Origin of the sequence: Hydrogenophaga sp. (genome assembly GCF_050250835.1) — a bacterium.
In the GTDB taxonomy this organism is placed as follows: domain Bacteria; phylum Pseudomonadota; class Gammaproteobacteria; order Burkholderiales; family Burkholderiaceae_C; genus Hydrogenophaga.
The window spans coordinates 71,533-88,953 of record NZ_JBFWNX010000013.1 but is presented as its reverse complement, the minus strand read 5'-3'; the positions used below and the strand labels follow the sequence as shown (position 1 = coordinate 88,953).

The window sequence follows — 17,421 nt, the reverse complement described above, 5'->3', positions numbered from 1 at the left end:
TCGCGCGCATGTTCGCTGCCCGCGTTGACGCCGCGCCGCACTGGCCCGCGCTGCTGGACGCCGCCGAGCTGGGTGCGCTCGCGGCGCGTGCGCGCGACTGGGTGCACGCGCCCACGCCGCTGGAGATCCACGAACACCACGCCGGCGACTGGCCGTCCACCGCGCTCGGGCGCGGGCTTGATTTCGAGGAAGCCCGCCCCTACGCGCCGGGCGACGACCTGCGCGACATGGACTGGCGCAGCACCGCGCGCCTGGGACACCCCTTCATCAAGACCTACCGCGAAGAGCGCCTGCCGATCTGCCACCTGGTGCTCGACCGCACGGCCACCATGCGCTTTGCCACGCGCCGCCGCCTCAAGGTTGCGCAGGCCGCGCGCGTGCTGCTGCTGGCGGGCTTTGCCGCCATGGACGCCGGCATGGCCGTGGCCGCCACCGCCTGGGACGAGCGCGACCTGTGGTGGCCCGCGCGCCACGGCGAGGGCGCCTGGCTGGAGCTGGCGCAAAGCCTGATCGCTCCCTGCCCGCCGCCGCAGCAGCTGCAGGCGCCCACCCACGCCAACGCCCACGCGCTGCAACGCCTGGACCACCTGGCACAGGAGCTGCCCGCGGGCTGCCACGTCTGGCTGGCCAGCGATCTGGTCTGGCTGGGTGAGCGCACCGCGCCGGCGCTGGCGCGGCTCGCACACCGGCGCCGCCTGCGCCTGGTGCGCGTGCTCGACCCGGCGGAAACCGGCTGGCCGGCGCTCGGTGCGGCGGGGCTGGAGGACCTCGCCACCGGCGCGCGCCACTGGCTGGGCGGCCAGGCCGCGCTGAACGAGCGGCTGCGCCGCGCCAACGCCGAACGCCTGGCGGCGCAGGACGCGCTGCTGCAGCGCCACGGGCTGCGCGCCATCGATGTCGCCACGCCGCAGGACGAACTGCTCTCCACTCTCGGTCCCCATGGCTGACGCGCTCGACCAACTGAGCAGCCCCATCGCCCCCCCAGTGGTGGCCCCGCCCGGGTGGTGGGACACGTTCTGGGCCAGCCCCTGGGCGCAGGCGCTGCCCTGGGTGGCGGGCGCTGTGGCCGCTGCGCTGCTGATCGCCCTGGCCGGGTTGGCGCGCCGCCGCTGGCAGCGGTTGCAAGCCCAGCGCGCGCGCCGTGATGCATTCGCGCGCATCGCTGCTGTGTGGGCCGACGATTCCGCCACGCCGCAGGCCCTGGCCACCGGCGCGCAGTCGCTGGCCGGCTGGCTGCACGCGCACGGCCTACCCCTGAGCGATGACGAAGGCCGTCGCATCGACCGGTGGCGTTTCGGTCCGTTGCCGATGGCCGATGGGCTGCTGGAGGAACGTGCCGCGGTGCAGGCGCTGCTGGCGAGGCTCGCGCTGCAGATCGACGGAGCGGCACCGTGAACGCGCTCGGCTTGCCGGCCATCGTCTGGGGTCAGCCGCTCTGGCTGGCCGGCCTGGCCTTGCTGCCGCTGTGGTGGCTCTGGGCGCGCCGCCACCCGGCCGCGCCGTCAGTGGCGGTCTGGCTGCGGCACCCGCACATCGGCGCGCTGCTGCAGCAGGCCGGGCAGGGCGCGGTGCCGTCGGACCCCTGGCCCCGCCTGTGTCGCAGCCTGGCCTGGGCGTCGCTGCTCCTGGCACTGGCCCAGCCGCGCAGCCTCGGCGACTGGTTGCAGCCGCCACCGCAGGGGCGCGACATCGCGCTGGTGATTGACACCTCGGCCTCGATGGAGGCCGAAGACTTCCGCGTGAAGACCGCCGATGGCGACAAAACGGTGAGCCGCATGGCCATGGTGCGTCAGGTGCTGGCCGAGTTCGTGGCGGCGCGTGAGGTGGACCGCTTCGCGCTCCTGGTGTTCGGCAGCGAGGCGGCCCAGCTCACACCGCCCACACACGACCTGCCGCACGTGGTGCGCCAGCTCAAGCGGCTGCAGCCCGGTGTGCTCGACGACCACACCGCGCTCGGTGACGCGATGGGCCTGGCGCTGCGCAGCGTGCGCCACGAGCGGCTGCGCCCGGCCATCCTCATCGTGAGCGACGGCGACCCGTCCAACGCCGGCGACCTGCAGCCGGCCGAGGCGTTGGCCGTGGCCGTGCAGCTCGGCGTGGCGATCCACACCCTGCAGATCGGCGCCGGTCCCGCCAATGCCGATCCGTCAAACGTCGCCGATCCGCAACCCACACTGCAAGAGATTTCGCACCTGAGTGGCGGCACGCACTGGCGTGTGATGCGCACCGAAGACGCACAAGCCGTCATGCGCGCCATTGACGCGCTGGAACCCACTCTGCGGCCCGCGCCCTCGCAGCGCGACGTGCACGAGTGGTACGCCGTGCCGCTGCTGCTGGCCCTGCTGCTGCTCGCGCTGGCCGGCTGGCTGCAAGGGCGCCCGGGGCGGAGGAGCGTTTCATGAGCGCATGGAGCGTGTTGCTCGATCTGCAATGGCGCTGGCCCTGGGCGGCGCTGCTGCTGGCGCTGCCCGCGGGCCTGGCGCTGTGGCAGCGCTGGCGCCACCGGCGGGCGCTGGCCTATGCCGACGAAGCCCTGCGTCCCTGGGCGCTGTCCACGCCGCGCGCCGATGCGGGCCAAAAACTGCAGCGTGCGCTGGCAGTCATGGCCTGGCTTTTGCTGGTCTTGGCCGCGGCCGGCCCGCGCTGGCCGGTCAGCCAGCCAGCAGACACAGCGCAGGCGGGCGGCGGCGCCGGTGAGCGCGCGGGGGCCACGGCGCTGGTGTTGCTGCAGCTGTCCGACTCCATGCGCGCCACCGACCTCGCGCCCGATCGCCTGACGCGCGCGCGCCTCGCACTGCTGGACCTGAGCGAACAACAACGTGGCGAGCAGGTCGGTCTGCTGGTCTACGGCGCACAAAGCGGCGTGCTGCTGCCACCCACGCACGACGCCACGCTGCTGCGCGACGCGCTGAACGCCACCGGCGAAGACCTCGTGCCCGCCGGCCGCGCCGACCTGGCCCAGGCCCTGACCCTGGCCGCGCTCGAACTGGAGCAACTGGCGCAAGAGACCGCCGCGCGTCAGCCTGGCACGCTGCTGCTGGTGACCGATGCCGACAGCGACGCACTGCAAGGCGCTGCTGGCGCGGCGGTGGGCGCGGCCTTGCGGCGCCTGCGCGTGCAAGGTGTCGCGCTGCAAATGCTGCTGGTCACTGCGCCGACCGCAACCACCGCCGAAACCGGGCCCGCCGCCAGCGGCATGGGCTTCGGCGCGCCGGTGGCCGACCCGGCCGCCTACCGGGCACTGGCCGAACAGACCGGTGGCAGTGCGGTGCACGTGAGCGACGGCACCGAGGCCGTGCGCCGCTGGTACCAAAACAGCCTTGACCGCCTGGCCGTGCCCGCCACGCCGGCGGGCCGGGCCGTGCAGGGTTGGCGCGAAGGCTTCGTGCTGCCGCTGGCGCTGGGTGCGCTGCTGATGCTGCTGGCGCACACGCCGGGCTGGCCCGCGGGCGCGGCTCGGTTCGGCCAGCGGGTGTGGATGGTGCTGCGCCGCCGGCTGTCCGGTCAGGTGCTCTCGGCCGGGTTGGTGGCGGTTGTCCTGTTGCTGGCCAGCGCACCCGAGCGCTCGTGGGCGCAGGTGAGCACCGCCGCACCGTTTGCCACCCGGCAGCAACTGGCCCAGGCCTCGCAGGCCCACGCCGCGCAGCAGTGGGCGCTGGCCCAGCAGCGCTACGCGCTGGTGGGAGGCTTCGACGGCCACTTCGGCGCCGGCGTTGCCGCGCTGCAACTGCACGACGGTCTGGCCGCGCAGCGCCACCTGGGCCTGGCCTGGACGCTCGCAACCACGCCCGCGCAGCGGCTCGACGCGCTCTACAACCTCGGTCTGGCACAGGCCCGGCTCGGCCGCTGGGCGGCCGCCGCGCAGGCCTTTGGCGCGGTGTTGCTGGAGCGCCCGGGTGATGAGGCGGCGACCAACAACCTGCGCATCGCCGAGAAGGAAGCCACCCGCCAGCGCGCTGGCGTGGGCGGCCCGCAAGACCTGTATGGCCGCCGGGGCAAACTGGTGCAAGGCCAGATCGACCCCAACGGCACCGGCAACCCCGACGAGCTCGACATGCCTGAAGACGGCAGCAGCTACAGCGACAGTGCGGTCGACGCGCGCGGGGCCACCGAAAGCGCCCCTGCGGCCCGGGCGCCGGCCCCGGGCTTCGTGCCGCAACCCGGACACCTGAACGCTGGCCTGGCCAAACTGGACCACCTGGCCAATCCGCGGCCCCTGCTGTTCAAGGGCCTGATGGCGCAAGACACGCCGCGTGTAAACCGCGCGCTCGCCACGGAGCGCCAGCCATGATTCGGCTGCTGCGCGTTTGCATCGCTGCCTGGTTGTGGGCTGCGCTGTGGCCGCTGGCTTTTGCACAGGCACCGGCCGCCGCACTCCAGACCCTGCCGGGAGTGGTCGCCACTCTCGACAAGAGCCGTATCGCGCTCGGCGAGCCGGTCACACTCACACTGCGGCGCCCGAAGTCCCTGGCACGAGGGCTGGACACGCTGGACCTACAGGCGCTACGGGCAGACTTCGACATCGCCACGCGCAGCCTAGGGCGCGACGCCAGCACGGAAGACATGCGGCTCACGCTCTACCCGCTGCGCGCCGGCACCCTCACGCTGCCGCGCTTCGCGCCGCGCGGCCAGCCGCTCACGCTGCAGGTGGCCGACGGCCCAGTCGACGGCGTGACCAGCGCCGAACCCGCGCCACGCGTGCGGGTGCGCGTGTTCAGCGAGCCCGACAGCGCCGCCGGCTGGGTGGTGCGCCAGCCGGTGCGCCTCACGCTCGAAGCCTGCTTCACCGGCCAGCTGCTCTGGAAGCCGCCCACGTTGGCCTCGCGCAATGGCCTGAGCGTGCGCCTGCTGGGCGAGCGCAGCGAGGCGGGCGAGATCGACGGCCAGCCTTGCACCGCACAGCGCTGGCAATGGGCCGTGGTGCCGCAGGTGGCCGGCCCGCTGCGGCTGACCTGGCCGCTGCTGCAGGCTACCCGCTTTGGCAACGAATGGCGATTCCCCGCGCCAGCTGTCGCGGCTGTGGCGCGCGCACTGCCGGACTGGCTGCCGGGCGAGCTGCCGCTGCGCGAACCGCAGCTGCTGGGGCAGCGCCTGCCGACCGAATCCAGCCTGCGCGACCCGCTGGCGTGGGAGCTGGAGATCGAAGCCGACTACGGCGACGGCACGCTGGCCGAGCTGCTGCGCGCGCAGCTCGCGGGCGATGCGGTCTGGTCGGCGTATCCGCCTGAGGTGCGGCCAGCGCCGGGCCGTGGCCTCTCGCCGCGCTGGGCGGTGCGCCTGCTGGCCCAGCCGCAGGACACAGGCCCGCTGCAGCCGCCCACCCTGCGCCTGCCCTGGGTGGATCCGCAGGCGGGCGGGCAGGGTACGGCGCTGCGCCAGCTGGACATCCCGGCTGAGGTGATCGACATCACCGACCCGCAGGCCGGCGCGGTCTGGCGCTGGGTGATCGGGATGCTGGCTGTGCTGCTCACAGCGGCTGCCGTGCTGGGGAGCGCGTGGCGGCTCTGGCGCGGCTGGCGTCGCTACCAGCTTGCCACACGTCAGCATGCGAAACTGCTCGACGCTATCGAGCGCAGCACCGTGGGGGCGGACCTGCGCCAAGCCCTGGCGGACCTGGCCGATGGCGATGCAAGCGGTGCCACGCTGTCCGAGCTGTTGGCCCGTGTGCAGACCCGCTGGCGCGGGCCTTCGTTGACCGACTGGGCACAGCGCTTCGAGCGGCAGCGCTTCGGCACTGGGGTCGATGCGGTGGTGGGCTTCGAGCCGCTGAGGCAGGAACTGCTGTACCTGGCGCAGGCCTTGCGGCCACGCCAAGTCACGGTCATGCGCACCCTCGGTCGTGGTGAGTCAGTTTCGACATCGCAGCAGTTCACATAGCGAGTCTCCTGTGCCCGCGCTCATCGAATTCGACCGGGTACAAACACCCGATGCATTTGTGCAGACCGGGGTGGCCAGACCAGATCCGTCATTCCATTGAAAAGTGGTCTGCATTACGCAGGTGGAGCTCGGCACTTAGTCCGCCGCGTTCTCTGTTGGCGAGCAGAACATCACCGCCGTGGCTGCGGGCGATCTGGTGGAAGATGGCCAGACCTGACCCACCACCTCAATGCGAGTGCAGGTGGTGCGCATCCGGCACGTGCGGGTGTGCGTGCTGCAGGGGCGCGTGCCGGTGCACGTGGCTGTGCAGGCCTGTGGGCATCACCTCGTGGGTGTGCGCATGGTGCCCGTCGTCGTGGCGGTGGGCATGTTCGTGCTCCAGCGTTTCGTGGCTGTGCGCATGTTCGTGCGACTCGGCCAGGTGCAACAGCACACCGAGCGCCATGAGCCCCCCGGCGAACACCACCAGCCATGTGGCCGAGCGGTCCCCCAGCGCGAAGGCGCCCAGCGCGCCAATGAAAGGCGCAAACGCGAACACCGAACCGGTGCGCGCCGCGCCAAACGCGCGCTGCGCCAGCAAATAGAAGCGCAGACTCAGGCCGTAACCCGTGGCCCCCACAGCCAGCAGCGCCGCCGCAGCGGTGAGCCCGGGCAGCGGCTCCTGAGCGAGCAGGGCGATGGATACCGTGGCGCACGTGCCCAGCAGGGCCTTGGCCCAGACCACCTGCCCGGGGTCGCGCTCGGCCACGCCGCGCGACAGCGTGTTGTCCACACCCCAGGCAACCGTGGCCAACAACACCGCCAGCAGGCCCAGCAGCTGGACCTGGCCCGCCAGGCCCTGCTCCACCACCAGCACCACGCCGCCAGCCAGCAACAACAGCACGGCGCCTACCACCCGCCGGTCCAGCACCTCGCCGTACCAGCGCCAGGCCAGTACCGCGGTGAAAACCGCCTCCAGCGTCAGCATGAGCGAGGCGCTGGAACCGCTGGTGCGCTGCAGGCCCCAGGCCAGCGCCACCGGCCCCACCACCGCGCCCATGCCCGCCATGGCCAGCAGGCGCGGAAGATCGGTACGGCCCAGCTGCGCTTCGCGAGCGGCGGGCTGGCGCAGCACCAGGGCCACGACAGCCGCGCCGGCATAGAGCAGCGCCGCCGTGCTGAACGGGCCCAAGCCCTGCCCGAAGCGCTGCACCAGCGGCGTGCTGAGGCCAAACAAGGCCGCGGCCAGCAGGGCCAGCAAACCACCACGCAGTGCGGGACCGCCCGGCAAGCCGCGACTCACCTTATTGCCCCGTGAAGTTGGCGGCCACGAAATTACCAGGCTGTGTGAAGAACATGTAGAGCGTGGCTTTGCTCTGGTCCGTCACGCCCGGGTTCTTGTAGACCACTTTCCATTCTTTGCCCTTGCTGCCGTTCACCAGCTCGATCGCGTCTTTCTGGACGGTCTGCCAGGAAGCATCGAGTTTGCCGGTCTTGACCAGCGAGAGCTTGCGCTGGTCGGCACAACCGAGCACCGAAGATGCTGCGGCCGGCTTGGTACCGTGAAAGTGGCAGCTGCTGCCCTCGCCGGCGAAGGCCGGTGCGGTCAAGCTGAAGGTGGCGGCGATGGAGACGAATGCGATGAGGTGTTTCATGGTGCGGTTCTGTGGTGTGAATGGAAGCGGATCAAAGGGCGTTGCGCTTGGCATCGGTCGAGTTGTTGATGTCCATGTCTTCATGGCTGTGCCGATGCTCGGCGGCGGGGAAACGGAAGCTGTCCGGCTTGGTGTCGTGCTGGTAGCCATGCAGTTGCATGAACAGCAGGTACACCCCAGCGAAAACCAAGCCCAGGTTGGCGGCGTAGCTGAAGCGCTTGAACGACGGCCGGTGGCGCCAGGCGGCCAGCAAGGCCACCATCACCACCAGCGCGGCGATCTGCCCCAGCTCGACCCCCACGTTGAAGCTCAGGATGCGGATCAGGGTCGACGTGGCGTCATCGCCCAGCGGCAGCTGCTGCAACCGGGTCGAAAGGCCAAAGCCGTGCAGCAGGCCAAAGCCGAACACAGCCAACAACAGGTTGGGCGACTTCATGTCGAAGTGCTTCTGGAAGCCGCCGTTGTTGTCGAAGCCTTTGTAGATCACGCTGATGGCGATGATGGCGTCCACCAGGTAGTAGTTCCAGGTGATCTGAAACATGGTGGCAAAGATCAGCGTGACGCTGTGCCCGATGGTGAACACGGTGACGAACTTGGCCACGTCCTTGAACGTGGTCAGGAAGAAGACCACACCAAAGAGAAACAGCAGGTGGTCGTAGCCGGTCAGCATGTGGCTGGCGCCCAGCCCCACGTATTCGAGATAGCCACCGTCGAGCATGCGCTGTCGGTCCTCATCGGAGATGCCGTGGGCCAGGGCCAGCACTGGTAACAGAGCCAGCAGCAGCGCCACCGGCCTTTTGAACAATGCGGTTTTCATGAAAAGATGAACCTTGAAATGTGGGTTTTATGAAAGCCTGTCCCCAGCCAGCGTTTCTGGCACCTGCGCAGGCGTGATCCGTCCAGCGTGGGGTGAGATGCAGACCGTCAGCCATGCTTGCCCCACGCAGCGATGCGTGAAGCCCTGCAAGAACCGATCGGGTGAATGGCGGTGCGGGAAACAACCCGGCACCGAGCCAACATGTCGTTGGGCAGCCGGTGAATCAGGTCAGCCGCTGGGGCGGCCGCAAGGGGCCTTCGAGAAAGACGGTGGGCACAGGAAAGCCGGCCACTGCCGCAGGGGCAGCGGGCAAGCGTTCGGCCAAACGAAGCATCAAAGACGGGAGCAAGCCAGCAGGCTGCACGCCCTCATGCACATGCTGATGACTGGCGTCGTCAGCGGCCTCGTCCAGATGAAGCGACCGGTCATCGTGGTGGTGATGGTTCACCGCTTCCGCGTGCACCACGGCGTGGGCCATCTTATCCGCCTTCAGGTCCAGGCCATAGGGCGTGACCGCGAACAGGCCCTGCCACAACAGGGCCAACAGCAGAAAAACAGCACGGGTGCTACGCGACATGGGGTGGATTCTACGTGGGCATCCAAGGCATGGGGCACATGCATGAGCGATGAAGGAACGCGCGCACGTCCATCCCGCGATCACCCTATGACGCCTTCTAAACAGCGCCACACCGGCACCCGCCAGGCCCCAGGCCCCAGGCCGACGGGCGGATGCCGTCCACCGCCCAGAGCCAGAGGATGGCGGCGCCGATGTAGACCCCGCCGTAGGCCGCGGACACGCGCCCGGAAGCGGCCACGTGCAGCGTCAGCAACCAGGCAAACACCGCCAGACTCAAGGCCGACGGCAACAGCCACCACACCGAACCCTGCTGCTTGGCCCACAGCCACGCCCAGTAGCAACCGGCGATTTCGGCCAGCGCAGTGAGTGCGTACAGGAGCAAGGTTTTCATGCGTTGCGGCTGCCTCAGCGGCTTTTGATCAGCGTTTCGATGTCCGCCGCAATCACAGCGGCTTCCGTGCCGTAGTTGGAAAACAGGCGCGCGCGCCCGGCGGTGTCGAAGATGTATTTGCCGGCCGAGTGGTCCATGGTGTACGACGTGGGCGTCTGGCCGTCCACCTTTTTGTAATACACCTTGAAACTGTCGGCGACGGCCTTGATCTCGGCGGGTTCCGGGCGCAACGCCAGGAAGCCCGGATCAAAAGCCGCCATGTAGTCCTTCAGCAAGGGCAGCGTGTCGCGCTCCGGGTCCACCGTGATGAACAGCACCTGCAACAGCTGGCCACGCTCACCCAGCAGGCGCTTGACCTCGGCCATGGTGGTCATGGAGGTGGGGCACACATCGGGACATTGCGTGAAGCCAAAGAAAACCACCACGATCTTTCCTTGAAAGTCGGCCAGCGTTCGGGCCTGCCCCAGGTGATCGGTCAGGCGCAGTCCCTTGCCGAACTCGGCCCCGGTGATGTCGGTGCTTTTGAAGCTCACGGCATCGGGGGAGCAGGCCGTCAACGACCAGGCGGCTGAGGCGGCCATGGCGATCACAGCCTGGCGCCGGCTCAAAACGCGATATGGAAAAGGTGCCAGGGGAGTCATGGTTGGGTTCATGGTGTGATTTTCAGCGCTCACTTTTTGGCCTTGGCCACTTCTTCAACCACCAGGGCTGCGAGCTGTTCAGGTCCAAAGCTCGGGAGGCCACGGCCGTTGACAAAGAAGGTCGGCGTTTTGGTCACCTCCAGCGCGGTCAGGTCTTCCAGATCCTGCTGGAGCACTGCGTCCACTTCGGGCTTGGCCGCGTCCGCGCGCGCCTGCTGCAAATCCAGGCCCACCTCTTCTGCCGCTTTGAACGCCAGATCGATGTTGGGTTGCCCGTGGCTGGCCCATGCAGGTTGAGCGGCCAGCACCGCTTCCAGTACCTGCGGGTATTTTTCCTGGCGTTTGGCAGCCTCCAGCAGGGCCACCACATGGTCCGATCCCGCATGGAACGGCGCATAGCGCAGGACCAGCCGGACATCGTTCGGATACTGCTTCATCAGGTCCTTGACGATGGGGTAGAACGCACGGCAGGTCTCGCAGGCAGGGTCAAAGAACTCGACGATGGTCACGGGAGCACTCTGCGGACCAAACACCGGTGAATGCATGCGGACCAGGCGACTGTCCTGGGTGCTGACCTTCTCCATTTGCGAGTTCTGTACCCGTCGCTGGTAGTTGTACATGCCGAAGGCAAAGGCCGCGACAACGATGCCCAGCAGGATCGAGACGGTGAGTTTTTTGGAGGTCATTTGGGGGTCCTTCTCAGGAAGAGCGTGAGCAAGAGGGTGATGGTGAAAAAAGCCACCAGGGACAGCCAGGGAATCTGAATGCCGTTGAGGATTTCCAGCTTCTGGTCGGCACACGAGACGCCAGCGCTGCAGGGAATCCAGGACTTGGGAATGAGGCCGGCGACCAGCAGGGTGTGGTAGGCCGCCATGAGCAGGCCGCCCAGCGCCAGAGGCAGGGCGTAGACCGCACCGCGCCGGTCGTCGCTGAAGCAGGCCATGCCCAGCACGATGGCCAGCGGGAACATGAAGATGCGCTGGTACCAGCAGAGCTGGCACGGCACCATCATCATCACTTCGCCGATGAACAGGGCACTGGCCGTGGCCACGGCAGCGACCAGCCAGGCCGCCAGGAGAATCATCCAGTTGAGTTTCATGTGGCGCTCTTCGGGTTAGCGTCTGCGGTAGGGCGTCTGGCGGGTCGCAGCGACAACAGCGCCCAGGCCAGGACAGCGCTCACGACGAAGACGTCGGCCAGGTTGAAAGCGGGCCAGTGCGGCATCGGTCCATGCCTGCAAAAGAACGGATGCCAGCCATGCCCACCGAGGGAGAAGGCCCAACCAACTTGAAACATAAACACGCCCGGAGTGGGATTGATGACCTGTGTCGGCCCGGTGGGCTGGCGCCTTGTTGCAAGGGGATCAGGTGGGGATCGCCGGGATGCGGCGCACGACAGCGAGGCTGTTGTGGAGAATCGCCGCCCTGATCAGCTCAGGGCATGCCACTGCGGGCGCTCGGGTACATCGAAGGGCGCCGATCTCGGCTGGGCGGCGTGGAGCGAGGCCCAGGACGCCGAAGCCATTGCCCCCATACCGGCTTGAGCGTCGGGCGCTGCGATGGAGCAACCCGCGTGGCAGGTGCCGCAATCGACATCGGCCACGCTCGCAGACGTCTGGCTGGTCGCGCCGTCCGAATCGCTCTGGCTGCGGTGTTCATGGGCGTGGTGCCCGGCGTGGGATGCGTCCGATCCCCGTTCGTGCTGGCAGAACGCCCCCATCGCAGCCCAGGAGAACTGCAATGGCATCAACACCAGCAAAAGGATCACGAGCCACGAACGCATGGCGGGATTGTAAAAGCGGACCGCCTGCAACGGGTTCATCGCGGCCCGTCAACGGCCTGGGCCACCTGCGCAATCAGCTCAGCGATGTCCTTGCGGATGGGCATGGCCTGGAACGCACTGATGTCGGAACGCCCGGCGTTGCCGAGGGGCAATCGGCCCGTGAGATGGCCCAAGGGCACCAGCAAAAGGCGGAACAGCTGCCCCAAGACCTCTCGCCCGTCGCGGGTTTCCCAAGCCAGGGCCAGCATCCGGGCATGCGTATCCAGGTGCGGCCCCAGTCGGGTTTGTCCAGTCACATGGGCCGCCTCCAGCAGCAGCCAGCGCTGAGACAGATCCGCGGCCGGCGCGGCCAGCTCCCGCTGCAAAAGTTGCTGAAACAGCCTGGCACCAAAAGCGGGCGCCGGTGCGGTATCAGTGCGAGTGGCCATGACCATGCTCGTGACGGTGGCCATCGTCCGCACCCAGTTCGCCCTGCGCCTGGCGCCAGACTTGCCAGCCCCCGCGCACCGCCAGCGTTGCCATGAGGGTGGCCACCAGCAGGTCGGGCCAGGCAGATCCGGTGCCGAACACACCCAGCGCCGCACCCATCACGGCGATGTTGCCGATGGCGTCGTTGCGGGTGCAGAGCCACACGCTGCGCATGTTGGCGTCGCCTTCACGGAAGGCGTAGAGCATCCAGGCCACGGCCAGGTTGGCACACAGCGCCAACACACCGACCGCCCCCATGGTCATCGCGTCGGGCACCTGGCCGATCCAGAGACTCCAGAGTGCCCGGCCCAGGACAAACAGGCCAAACGCCACCATGCTGACCGCCTTGAGCATGGCGGCACGCGCGCGCCAGGCCTGCGCCGCCGACAGCACCGCCAGCGACACACCGTAGTTCAGCGCATCGCCACCAAAATCGATCGCATCGGCCAGCAGCGAAACCGAGCCCGAGCGGTAGCCGGCCGCCAGCTCCACAACCAGCATGGCGGCGTTGACCAGCAGCGCGATCCAGAGGACGCGGCGGTAGCGCGGCAGGTTGATCAGCGCCGCAGGTTTGGGAGTTTCGTGTTCACAGCAATGGGCGGACATGGGGTTTTCCTTTCAAGTGGTTTGATTGGAAACCCTGTAGTCACTACAGTGTCAACACCTTCATTTCGACACAGGTATCCCCATGCGCATCAAGGAACTGAGCCAAGCCACGGGCGTGGATGTGGAGACGATCCGCTTCTATGAAAAAGAACATCTGCTGCCCGCGCCCGCTCGCTCGGACAACGGCTACCGCGACTACGAAGAGCCGCACCTGGAGCGGCTGTCCTTCATCCGCCATTGCAGGGCGTTGGACATGCCCTTGTCGGACGTCAAGCGCCTGCTGGCCTTTGTGGACGACCCAGCGCGCCACTGTCTCGACGTGGACCAGTTGGTGGACGAACAGCTCAGCCGCGTGCGGGCACGCCTTCAAAGCATGCACGCACTGGAGCGTCAGCTGGTACAGCTGCGCTCACGCTGCAAGGGCGAACACGAAGGCGGCGAGTGCGGCATCCTGCACGAGCTGGTGGCCGCAGCACATGGTGAGGCCTGTGCGTGCCATCCTTCTTCAGCACAACCCTGAAGAGACTCACTACAGACCGGACTCAAAGTACAGTTGCGGCAGTTCTCTCACTCGCAACCAAGGTCTGTTGAAGGCTGGGTGCGGCCAGTCAAAACTGATAGTTGAGTGTTCTCGGCAACATAAGCGTCGCACGCAAGCCACGTGTGGCCAAGTTTTCCAGCGTCAACCTTCCGCCGTGATAGGCCGCAGCATCTCGAACAATGGCGAGACCCAAGCCAACACCACCGGTATCCAATCCTCTGGCCGCATCAAGTCGGACAAAAGGTTCCGTGACCCGGTGTAAATCTGTCTCCGGAATGCCGGGACCGTCGTCTTCAACCATCAATCGCAACTCGGTTTCGGAATCCTCGACCCTGACGAGTACGTGACTTCCATGTGCTACGGCGTTGTCAATCAGATTGGTGACGGCACGCTTGAGCACCGACAGCTTGCCGACATACGGCGGTAGAGAGGGATGAATTTCCGAGGTCACTTCCAGGGTCACAGGGCGTCCCAGCGCCTGCTCGTCTTCAACAATGCTGGACAGCAGTGCTTCGACGTTGATTGGCTGTGCAAGCTCTTCGTCTTCAAGTCCTCGGAGGTAGGCAAGAACGCTATTGACCATGCCCTCCATGGCATCGATGTCCTGGTTCAGTTTGTCCTTCAGGGCGGTCTCGTCCACCAACTCGGCGCGCAATCGCATGCGGGTGAGCGGTGTCCGTAGGTCGTGGGACACGGCGGCCAGCGCCCGTCCTCGTTCAACCACCAGTTGCCGCAGTCGGTGCTGCATGAAGTTGAACGCCTCGGCCGCACGCTGAACTTCGGTGGGGCCCGTCACCGGCAGTGGTGGCGCATCCAGATCGTGGGCAAATGCCGTGGCTGCAGAAGCCATTTGCTGCAGTGGTTTGGTGGCCCAGCGAACGGCGATCAACGCCACCACAATGACGACCCCCAGCGTCAGTGAGGCGTGCCATATGAAACGCAGTGGCAGCGCATCAAGGCCAGGCATACCCACACGCACTTGCCCACTTGCCAGCATGGCGGCTCGCTCCTGCAGATGCAGCATCAGGCTTGCCAACTGAGCCGCCAGCAGACCCAGTATCAGAATCAGTGTGATGCGCCCCGACAAGGAACGCGGGATGAACCGGGCGAGCATCAATCGCATGAAGGAACCCCGTCTACGGAAGCAGCCAGTACATACCCCTCGCCGCGCACGGTCTTGATGAGACCAGACTCGCGGCTGGTGTCTTGCAGACGTTGGCGAAGTCTGCTGATCTGCACGTCGATGGCGCGGTCGTAGGGCTCTGCTTCCCGACCATGGATCACCTCCACCAGCTGGTCGCGGTTCAAGACGCGGTTGGGGTGATCCAGCAAGATACGCAGCAGCCGGTATTCGGCGCCCGACAACGGTGTGGCAACGCCATCCACACCCGTCAGCACACGGGTGGCGGTATCCAGCTTGCGCCCGGCGAAGAGCAGGCAGCGCTGGGTGTCGGGCTTCAAGTTGTCTGGCAGTGAACGGGCACGGCGCAGGATGCCTTTGATGCGAGCGAGCAGTTCGCGTGGACTGAAGGGTTTGACGAGGTAGTCGTCCGCGCCCATTTCAATGCCGAGGATGCGATCGGTTTCCTCTCCACGGGCTGTAAGCATCAGAACCGGGAGATTCGACTTCGCGCGCAGATCGCGACAAAGGACCAATCCATCGGTATCGGGCAGCATCAGGTCAAGCACCACCAGATCGACAGCATGCCGGTCAAGCATTTGCCACATTTCCCGGCCGCTGGCCGCTGGATAGGCAATGAACTGGTTGCGTGCCAGGTACGCCACCAGCAGTTGACGGATTTCGGGGTCGTCATCGACGATGAGTATGTGGTCTCTGGCATCCATGGCAGTAGGTTCGTCGAGTGGAACGACCCGTCGGAAGGTGTTTTGTATCGCAGTGTTGCAAGCAGGGTGTCTGCAACCTGACGATGCAATTTGGCCACGATCGGCCATCAGATTTGAAACCGGTTGCGGATTCAATAGCCGTCATCGCATCACAACACATGGACAGGCTCGCATGAATCGATTTTTTGCTTTTGGAGAGCGGCTGGAAGGCTACGCAGTACCCGTGCTCAACGAGCGGGCCGTGCGTGCAGCTGCCGGCATCCTGCTGATGTTCGCCATGGCCGCTTTCATGAACGCCTGGCTGCTGGGCAATTTCCAGCCTACGCGGGTGTTCGTGGTCGCCTTTCTGATCGACTTCACGCTGAGAATCTTTGTGAACCCTCGCTACTCGCCCACCTTGGTGCTGGGTCAATGGCTGGTGCGCAAGCAGCAGCCCGAATGGGTGGGGGCACCGCAGAAGCGCTTTGCCTGGGCCATCGGCTTCGTATTGGCTTCGGTCATGTTTTACCTGGTGGTGCTCAATCAGGTCATCGGCCCCATCAACATCGTGGTGTGTGCCACCTGCATCACCCTGATGTTCTTTGAGTCCGCGTTCGGTATCTGCATCGGATGCAAGCTCTACAACTGGTTCAGCAAGGATCAGGCACAGCTTTGCCCTGGGGGAGTGTGTGAGCTGGCGCCCGATCCTTCGGTCCAGATCCGTCTGAGCCAGGGCGTCGTCCTGGCGCTGTTCTTCATCGCAGTTGCCGGGGTCGCGCAGATGGTCTACCAAAACCCGTCCAACATGCATGTGAGCAGCCTTCCACAGCCCGCTGCCGCAACGGCCTCGGCCGATCCATCTGCCGCAGCGGCCGAAGCCGAGCGTTGCAAGGTGCCCGACTTCGCCAAGGCCATTGGCCACGAAGACATGTGGAAGCTCCACAACAAATGCTGAACCGCCCACCAGTCCCGAAAGAACTCCGCTCCATGACCACCACCCTCCACACGTTCCGCCGCCGCAGCGCCCTGGGCCTGATGTTCGTCGGAACCCTGCTCGCATCGACCGCCGCGCTGGCCGCGCCGCCCACGGTGGAGATCGTGGCCTTTGCCCACCCGCCGGTGGCCAGCGCCCTGAAACCGCTGCGCGAGTGGCTGGCCACGCAGGGCGGCAAGGTGAAGCTGGTGGAGACCGACATGGAGTCGCCCGCCGGCGCGCAGCGCCTGCAGGCCGTTGGCGTGAAAGGCCATGTGCCCATCGTGATCCTGGTCAATGGCCAATACCTGCAGAAACGCGCCAACGGCAGCGCGGTGGAGCTGATCAGCTTCCCGGTGACCGCTGGCGCCAAAGGCTGGACGCTGGAGGACGCCAAGTCCGCCATCACCCAGGCGGCGACCCGGTAACACCGGGCGCCTGTTTTTCAACCACCCCACGAGGAGACAGAGACATGACGCGAATCAAGACCCACCACGCCCTCTGGGCCGCACTGGCCCTCACCGCCTGCGCCACGGCGGCCTACCAGCCGATCAAGGCTGGCCTGATCGAGTTCGGCGGCTCGCAGAAGACGATTTTTGAGAAAGGCAAGGCCGAGAACGTGGTGCCGCTGGTGGCCATGTCGGGCGCGGGTGATCTGTACGGCGTCGGCGCGGTGTCGGGTCTGGACGGAGAGATCACGGTCTTCAAGGGCAAGCCCTACGTCACCAAAGTCCGCGGCGACAGCTTCACCACCGACCACGGCCAGGGTCACCACGCCACATTCGCCGTCTGGGCCCGCGTGGGTCAGTGGACCGAGCAGCCCATTCCGAGCACGGTGACGGGCTACGTCGCGCTGCAGAACTTCGTCAAGGAACGCGCCACCGCGGCCGGCATCGACACCAGCCAGCCGTTTCCGTTTCAGGTCGGTGGCACACCGGCCGAAGTGAAGTGGCACATCAACGTGGACCTGACCGAGGGCAAGCCGGTGACGGCCGAGCTGTTCGCCAAATCCAAAGCCAACTACGTGGTCAAGAACCAGGCGATGGACATCGTCGGCTTCTACTCAGAGAAGCATCCCGGCGTGTTCATCAGCGCCTATGCGCCCGCCATCCCTGCGGGCGGCAGCGCACGCAACGCCATGCACATCCACATGGTGTCGCACGACGGCAAGTCGGCCGGGCACATCGACAACCTGACGCTGGCGCCGGGCATGGTGCTGCGTCTGCCCAAGTCCTGACGCTGCCGGGGGCAGCTGCCGCGACCAACTGCTCCCGTTTTCGCTGCTATCAC

22 protein-coding genes are annotated in these 17,421 nt (G+C 66.8%); 9 read left to right on the top strand and 13 right to left on the bottom strand.

The window, feature by feature from the left end:
* The first annotated feature begins 8 nt into the window (after positions 1 to 8).
* Genes AB7F11_RS16145 through AB7F11_RS16125 form a run of 5 tightly spaced genes read left to right on the top strand, consistent with a single transcriptional unit; the run spans position 9 to position 5,877 of the window.
* Positions 9 to 947, top strand: a complete 939-nt coding sequence (locus AB7F11_RS16145) for a DUF58 domain-containing protein (protein WP_428290195.1) — start codon at positions 9 to 11, stop codon at positions 945 to 947.
* Positions 940 to 1,395: a hypothetical protein gene (locus AB7F11_RS16140; RefSeq protein WP_428290196.1), complete on the top strand. Its 456-nt coding sequence runs from the start codon at positions 940 to 942 to the stop codon at positions 1,393 to 1,395. The genes AB7F11_RS16145 and AB7F11_RS16140 overlap by 8 nt, the downstream gene beginning before the upstream one ends.
* Entirely contained in the window at positions 1,392 to 2,402 is a 1,011-nt protein-coding gene (locus AB7F11_RS16135; RefSeq protein ID WP_428290197.1) for a VWA domain-containing protein, read from the top strand. Before AB7F11_RS16140 ends, AB7F11_RS16135 begins: the two co-directional genes overlap by 4 nt.
* On the top strand, positions 2,399 to 4,291 hold the full coding sequence (locus AB7F11_RS16130; protein ID WP_428290198.1) for a vWA domain-containing protein: 1,893 nt from the start codon (positions 2,399 to 2,401) through the stop codon (positions 4,289 to 4,291). Before AB7F11_RS16135 ends, AB7F11_RS16130 begins: the two co-directional genes overlap by 4 nt.
* Entirely contained in the window at positions 4,288 to 5,877 is a 1,590-nt protein-coding gene (locus AB7F11_RS16125; protein ID WP_428290199.1) for a BatD family protein, read from the top strand. The genes AB7F11_RS16130 and AB7F11_RS16125 overlap by 4 nt, the downstream gene beginning before the upstream one ends.
* 226 nt (positions 5,878 to 6,103) lie before the next feature.
* Here the strand turns inward: AB7F11_RS16125 and AB7F11_RS16120 are convergent, their stop codons facing one another.
* The 11 genes from AB7F11_RS16120 to AB7F11_RS16070 form a co-directional block, all read right to left on the bottom strand.
* The gene (locus tag AB7F11_RS16120) at positions 6,104 to 7,147 is read right to left on the bottom strand and encodes an EamA family transporter (RefSeq protein WP_428290200.1); all 1,044 of its coding nucleotides are present in this window, start codon (positions 7,145 to 7,147) and stop codon (positions 6,104 to 6,106) included.
* A gap of 13 nt (positions 7,148 to 7,160) precedes the next feature.
* Complete coding sequence (locus AB7F11_RS16115) at positions 7,161 to 7,511, bottom strand: DUF6488 family protein (RefSeq protein WP_428290201.1); 351 nt, start codon at positions 7,509 to 7,511, stop codon at positions 7,161 to 7,163.
* Positions 7,512 to 7,542: 31 nt separating this feature from the next.
* The gene (locus AB7F11_RS16110; RefSeq protein ID WP_428290202.1) at positions 7,543 to 8,328 is read right to left on the bottom strand and encodes a HupE/UreJ family protein; all 786 of its coding nucleotides are present in this window, start codon (positions 8,326 to 8,328) and stop codon (positions 7,543 to 7,545) included.
* 223 nt (positions 8,329 to 8,551) lie between these two features.
* Positions 8,552 to 8,905, bottom strand: a complete 354-nt coding sequence (locus AB7F11_RS16105; protein WP_428290203.1) for a hypothetical protein — start codon at positions 8,903 to 8,905, stop codon at positions 8,552 to 8,554.
* Positions 8,906 to 9,002: 97 nt separating this feature from the next.
* On the bottom strand, positions 9,003 to 9,296 hold the full coding sequence (locus tag AB7F11_RS16100; RefSeq protein ID WP_428290204.1) for a YnfA family protein: 294 nt from the start codon (positions 9,294 to 9,296) through the stop codon (positions 9,003 to 9,005).
* Between the two features lie 14 nt (positions 9,297 to 9,310).
* Positions 9,311 to 9,877, bottom strand: coding sequence for an SCO family protein (locus AB7F11_RS16095; RefSeq protein WP_428290205.1), 567 nt, complete (start codon positions 9,875 to 9,877; stop codon positions 9,311 to 9,313).
* Positions 9,878 to 9,966: 89 nt separating this feature from the next.
* Complete coding sequence (locus AB7F11_RS16090) at positions 9,967 to 10,623, bottom strand: DsbA family protein (protein ID WP_428290206.1); 657 nt, start codon at positions 10,621 to 10,623, stop codon at positions 9,967 to 9,969.
* Positions 10,620 to 11,036: a disulfide bond formation protein B gene (locus tag AB7F11_RS16085; protein ID WP_428290207.1), complete on the bottom strand. Its 417-nt coding sequence runs from the start codon at positions 11,034 to 11,036 to the stop codon at positions 10,620 to 10,622. The genes AB7F11_RS16090 and AB7F11_RS16085 overlap by 4 nt, the downstream gene beginning before the upstream one ends.
* Positions 11,037 to 11,365: 329 nt before the next feature.
* Positions 11,366 to 11,719, bottom strand: a complete 354-nt coding sequence (locus AB7F11_RS16080; protein ID WP_428290208.1) for a hypothetical protein — start codon at positions 11,717 to 11,719, stop codon at positions 11,366 to 11,368.
* 35 nt (positions 11,720 to 11,754) lie between these two features.
* Entirely contained in the window at positions 11,755 to 12,171 is a 417-nt protein-coding gene (locus AB7F11_RS16075) for a DUF3703 domain-containing protein (protein ID WP_428290209.1), read from the bottom strand.
* The gene (locus tag AB7F11_RS16070) at positions 12,131 to 12,793 is read right to left on the bottom strand and encodes a cation transporter (RefSeq protein WP_428290210.1); all 663 of its coding nucleotides are present in this window, start codon (positions 12,791 to 12,793) and stop codon (positions 12,131 to 12,133) included. The genes AB7F11_RS16075 and AB7F11_RS16070 overlap by 41 nt, the downstream gene beginning before the upstream one ends.
* 82 nt (positions 12,794 to 12,875) lie before the next feature.
* Here AB7F11_RS16070 and cadR point away from each other — a divergent pair, with 82 nt between their 5' ends.
* Positions 12,876 to 13,313, top strand: coding sequence for a Cd(II)/Pb(II)-responsive transcriptional regulator (gene cadR, locus AB7F11_RS16065; RefSeq protein WP_428290211.1), 438 nt, complete (start codon positions 12,876 to 12,878; stop codon positions 13,311 to 13,313).
* 88 nt (positions 13,314 to 13,401) lie between these two features.
* Here cadR and AB7F11_RS16060 read toward each other — a convergent pair whose 3' ends face one another.
* Both AB7F11_RS16060 and AB7F11_RS16055 read right to left on the bottom strand, forming a co-directional pair.
* Positions 13,402 to 14,457 carry an ATP-binding protein gene (locus tag AB7F11_RS16060; protein ID WP_428290212.1) on the bottom strand — a complete coding sequence of 352 codons (1,056 nt, stop codon included), beginning with the start codon at positions 14,455 to 14,457 and terminating at the stop codon, positions 13,402 to 13,404.
* Positions 14,448 to 15,179, bottom strand: a complete 732-nt coding sequence (locus AB7F11_RS16055; protein ID WP_428290213.1) for a response regulator — start codon at positions 15,177 to 15,179, stop codon at positions 14,448 to 14,450. Before AB7F11_RS16055 ends, AB7F11_RS16060 begins: the two co-directional genes overlap by 10 nt.
* 172 nt (positions 15,180 to 15,351) lie before the next feature.
* Between AB7F11_RS16055 and AB7F11_RS16050 the strand changes: the two genes are divergently transcribed.
* From AB7F11_RS16050 to AB7F11_RS16040, 3 genes are read left to right on the top strand one after another with little or no spacing between them, the layout of a single operon-like run.
* A complete protein-coding gene (locus AB7F11_RS16050; protein WP_428290214.1) occupies positions 15,352 to 16,113 on the top strand; it encodes a DUF4395 domain-containing protein in 762 nt (253 codons plus the stop codon).
* A gap of 32 nt (positions 16,114 to 16,145) precedes the next feature.
* Entirely contained in the window at positions 16,146 to 16,559 is a 414-nt protein-coding gene (locus tag AB7F11_RS16045) for a hypothetical protein (protein WP_428290215.1), read from the top strand.
* Positions 16,560 to 16,603: 44 nt separating this feature from the next.
* Positions 16,604 to 17,368: an acetolactate decarboxylase gene (locus AB7F11_RS16040; RefSeq protein WP_428290216.1), complete on the top strand. Its 765-nt coding sequence runs from the start codon at positions 16,604 to 16,606 to the stop codon at positions 17,366 to 17,368.
* Positions 17,369 to 17,421 lie beyond the last annotated feature (53 nt).

What these genes read in the sequence shown, in the direction of transcription:
- AB7F11_RS16110 (WP_428290202.1), bottom strand. Translation starts at nt 8,328, where the DNA reads ATGAAAACCGCATTGTTCAAAAGGCCGGTGGCGCTGCTGCTGGCTCTG.
- cadR (WP_428290211.1), top strand. Translation starts at nt 12,876, where the DNA reads ATGCGCATCAAGGAACTGAGCCAAGCCACGGGCGTGGATGTGGAGACG.
- AB7F11_RS16045 (WP_428290215.1), top strand. Translation starts at nt 16,146, where the DNA reads ATGACCACCACCCTCCACACGTTCCGCCGCCGCAGCGCCCTGGGCCTG.
- AB7F11_RS16075 (WP_428290209.1), bottom strand. Translation starts at nt 12,171, where the DNA reads ATGGCCACCGTCACGAGCATGGTCATGGCCACTCGCACTGATACCGCA.
- AB7F11_RS16090 (WP_428290206.1), bottom strand. Translation starts at nt 10,623, where the DNA reads ATGACCTCCAAAAAACTCACCGTCTCGATCCTGCTGGGCATCGTTGTC.
- AB7F11_RS16095 (WP_428290205.1), bottom strand. Translation starts at nt 9,877, where the DNA reads ATGGCCGCCTCAGCCGCCTGGTCGTTGACGGCCTGCTCCCCCGATGCC.
- AB7F11_RS16080 (WP_428290208.1), bottom strand. Translation starts at nt 11,719, where the DNA reads ATGCGTTCGTGGCTCGTGATCCTTTTGCTGGTGTTGATGCCATTGCAG.
- AB7F11_RS16085 (WP_428290207.1), bottom strand. Translation starts at nt 11,036, where the DNA reads ATGAAACTCAACTGGATGATTCTCCTGGCGGCCTGGCTGGTCGCTGCC.
- AB7F11_RS16105 (WP_428290203.1), bottom strand. Translation starts at nt 8,905, where the DNA reads ATGTCGCGTAGCACCCGTGCTGTTTTTCTGCTGTTGGCCCTGTTGTGG.
- AB7F11_RS16140 (WP_428290196.1), top strand. Translation starts at nt 940, where the DNA reads ATGGCTGACGCGCTCGACCAACTGAGCAGCCCCATCGCCCCCCCAGTG.
- AB7F11_RS16100 (WP_428290204.1), bottom strand. Translation starts at nt 9,296, where the DNA reads ATGAAAACCTTGCTCCTGTACGCACTCACTGCGCTGGCCGAAATCGCC.
- AB7F11_RS16050 (WP_428290214.1), top strand. Translation starts at nt 15,352, where the DNA reads ATGAATCGATTTTTTGCTTTTGGAGAGCGGCTGGAAGGCTACGCAGTA.
- AB7F11_RS16125 (WP_428290199.1), top strand. Translation starts at nt 4,288, where the DNA reads ATGATTCGGCTGCTGCGCGTTTGCATCGCTGCCTGGTTGTGGGCTGCG.
- AB7F11_RS16115 (WP_428290201.1), bottom strand. Translation starts at nt 7,511, where the DNA reads ATGAAACACCTCATCGCATTCGTCTCCATCGCCGCCACCTTCAGCTTG.
- AB7F11_RS16145 (WP_428290195.1), top strand. Translation starts at nt 9, where the DNA reads ATGTTCGCTGCCCGCGTTGACGCCGCGCCGCACTGGCCCGCGCTGCTG.
- AB7F11_RS16070 (WP_428290210.1), bottom strand. Translation starts at nt 12,793, where the DNA reads ATGTCCGCCCATTGCTGTGAACACGAAACTCCCAAACCTGCGGCGCTG.
- AB7F11_RS16055 (WP_428290213.1), bottom strand. Translation starts at nt 15,179, where the DNA reads ATGGATGCCAGAGACCACATACTCATCGTCGATGACGACCCCGAAATC.
- AB7F11_RS16060 (WP_428290212.1), bottom strand. Translation starts at nt 14,457, where the DNA reads ATGCGATTGATGCTCGCCCGGTTCATCCCGCGTTCCTTGTCGGGGCGC.
- AB7F11_RS16040 (WP_428290216.1), top strand. Translation starts at nt 16,604, where the DNA reads ATGACGCGAATCAAGACCCACCACGCCCTCTGGGCCGCACTGGCCCTC.
- AB7F11_RS16130 (WP_428290198.1), top strand. Translation starts at nt 2,399, where the DNA reads ATGAGCGCATGGAGCGTGTTGCTCGATCTGCAATGGCGCTGGCCCTGG.